Genomic DNA, 2618 nt, shown 5'->3' with positions numbered 1-2618 from the left:
CGTCGCCGAGGAAGCCCTGGATGGTCTTGTGGGCGGCGGGCGAGAGACGGCCCTTGTCCAGCAGCTCCTGGACGGCTTCGGCCACCGGGCGATAGTTTTCGCTCTCGGCGCGAAAGGCGTGCAGGTCGTGGAAACGGTTCGGGTCCAGCAGGCGCAGGCGCGCGAAGTGGCTGTCCTGGCCCAGTTGCTCAGGGGTTGCAGTGAGCAGCAGCACGCCCGGAATCACTTCGGCCAGTTGTTCCACCAGCGAGTACTCGGGGCTGGCTTTTTCTTCGTGCCAGACCAGGTGGTGCGCTTCGTCGACCACCAGCAGGTCCCAGCCGGCCGCGAACAGCGCGTCCTGGGCCTTCTCGTCGTCCACCAGCCATTCCAGGGCCACCAGCGCGAGCTGGGTGTCTTCGAACGGGTTGGTGGCATCGCTTTCGATAAAGCGCTCTTCGTCGAACAGTGCGACCTGCAGGTTGAAGCGGCGGCGCATTTCCACCAGCCACTGGTGCTGGAGGTTTTCCGGCACCAGGATCAACACGCGGTTGGCGCGACCCGACAGCAACTGGCGATGGATCACCAGGCCGGCTTCGATGGTCTTGCCCAGGCCCACTTCGTCCGCCAGCAGAACCCGCGGCGCGATACGGTCGGCAACTTCACGGGCGATGTGCAATTGATGCGCGATCGGTTGCGCACGCACGCCGCCCAGGCCCCAGAGCGAGGACTGCAACTGGCGGCTGGTGTGTTCCAGGGTGTGGTAGCGCAGGGAGAACCAGGGCAGCGGGTCGATCTGGCCGGCGAACAGACGGTCGCTGGCCAGGCGGAACTGGATGAAGTTCGAGAGCTGGGTTTCCGGCAGGGTGACCTGCTCGTTCTGCCCATTGAGGCCGTGGTAGACCAGCAGGCCGTCGACGTCGTCGACTTCTTGCACGGTCATTTTCCAGCCTTCGAAATGGGTGATGGTGTCACCCGGCGAAAACCTCACGCGAGTGAGGGGCGCATTCCGTAGCGCATACTGGCGAGTGTCGCCAGTGGCCGGATAGAGCACGGTTAACAAGCGGCCGTCCTGTGCCAGAACGGTGCCTAACCCCAGCTCTGCTTCGCTGTCACTAATCCAGCGTTGCCCCGGTTGATACTGCTGCGCCATGCTGCCTGACTCCCGCCGTGAAAAAGCCGACTATTCTAACGGAACACGGCTTCCAGACCAAAAGGAATAGGTGCAGCTTCGAGCTTTAAGCTACAAGCGGCAAGAAAAAGGGCGGTATCTTCGTCGGATAGATGACGATTGGTTCACAAGTTGGCGGCTTGACGCTCAAGTCGTCACCCACGCAGCCGACAGTCTGCTGAACAGGAGACTAATAATATGCTGCCACCCATGCTGCCCTTGAGTGTTGTGCCGGTCACGTCGCAGCTTGACCCGGTGCGCCAGAAGCCGGATATCCCGCCCGTGGCGCCGGTTCAGCCAGGCTCCAACGAAAGTACCATCGACTTGCAAAAGCGCGATCCCGAGGAAGCGGCTTTGCTGCTGCGCGAGGAGCAGCGTCGCCAGCAGGAACAGCAAAAGCGTCGCCGCGAAGCCGATGAAGACTCGCAGGAGCACCTGGCTGTTCCCGGTGACGAACTCAACGCCGACAACACCGTGCCGGTGGTGCCGTTGATTGAAGACGCACCACGGCAAGGCTTGTGGGTGGACGTCGAGGTTTAATCCCGCAGTTCGCGCAGGGCGGCGATCAGTTGCTCGATGTCTTGCGCCGTATTGAGGTAGCTCACGGAGATTCGCGCCACGCTGTCCAGCTCGCGGGCCTGCATGTCCAGTGGAGTGTAGGGCACGCCATTGGCACCGATATTGATCCGCTTGAGGCCCAGGCGGCGCTTGAGCTCGAAGGCGTCCCAGCCGGCCAGGTTGAAGGCGATCAGGCCGGACTGGTTTGCGCTGGTTCCCAGGTCATGCAAGGTAATCCCGTCGATTCGGCGCAATTGTTCACGGATTGTGTCGCTTAACAGTCGGACCGTCTCGCGGACCCGCTCGACCCCCAATCGATTGACCTCCAGCAACGCATTGCCCAGGCCTGCCAGCAAGGCGAACGACACTTCGCTGGTTTCAAAGCGCCGGGCGTCGTTGCGCAAGTCAAATCCCGCAGGGCTCCAGGGCGCCGAAAACACATCGCGTTGGGCCGGGTTCAAGCGCTCGAGAAAGTCCGGCCGCACATAGAGCAGGGCGGTCCCGCGTGGGCCGCGCAGATGCTTGCGCCCGGCGCCCTTGAGCACATCGCAGTGCAGCGCTTGCACATCCACCGGCACCTGGCCGATGGCTTGCCCGGCGTCGATGAAATAGGCAATGCCATGACGCCTGGCCAACGCGCCGATGGCCTCGGCCGGGTTGATCAAGCCGCTGTTGGCGGGGAGCCAGGTCAGGTCGATCAACCGCACCCGGGCGTCGAGCATGGCTTCCAGGCCGGCGACGGAGACCGCGCCGGTTTCATCGCAGGGGATCACTTCTACTTGTGCACCCGATTGCACGGCCGTCTGCATGCTCGCCAGGTTGCCGCCCCACTCGTGGCGGCCCACCAGAATGCGGTCGCCTGGCTGCCACGGGCCGAGCGCCTGGAACGCCATGCTCCAGGCGGTCGAGC

At 63.4% G+C, this 2618-nt stretch carries 3 protein-coding genes; 1 reads left to right on the top strand and 2 read right to left on the bottom strand.

Annotation, left to right across the window (positions count from 1 at the left end; all coding sequences use genetic code 11):
- Positions 1–1132: RNA polymerase-associated protein RapA (gene rapA / locus HX846_RS25990; RefSeq protein ID WP_178966366.1), on the bottom strand; the 1132-nt coding region annotated here is incomplete at its 3' end.
- Positions 1133–1348: 216 nt separating this feature from the next.
- On the opposite strand from rapA, the gene HX846_RS25985 reads away from it, so the two are divergent.
- On the top strand, positions 1349–1690 hold the full coding sequence (locus tag HX846_RS25985) for a hypothetical protein (protein WP_008430424.1): 342 nt from the start codon (positions 1349–1351) through the stop codon (positions 1688–1690).
- On the opposite strand, the gene HX846_RS25980 is transcribed toward HX846_RS25985, so the two are convergent.
- Positions 1687–2618 (bottom strand): aminotransferase class V-fold PLP-dependent enzyme (locus HX846_RS25980; protein WP_178966365.1); only part of this gene is annotated, 932 nt, incomplete at its 5' end. The genes HX846_RS25985 and HX846_RS25980 overlap by 4 nt on opposite strands.

This window comes from Pseudomonas sp. K5002, assembly GCF_013386655.1.
Taxonomy (GTDB): domain Bacteria; phylum Pseudomonadota; class Gammaproteobacteria; order Pseudomonadales; family Pseudomonadaceae; genus Aquipseudomonas.
Note: the sequence above shows the minus strand (reverse complement) of the source record. Positions and strands in the feature narration are given on the sequence as shown.

Bases quoted from the DNA above. Each gene is read 5' to 3' on its own strand.
- HX846_RS25985 (WP_008430424.1), top strand. From the start codon at position 1,349: ATGCTGCCACCCATGCTGCCCTTGAGTGTTGTGCCGGTCACGTCGCAG.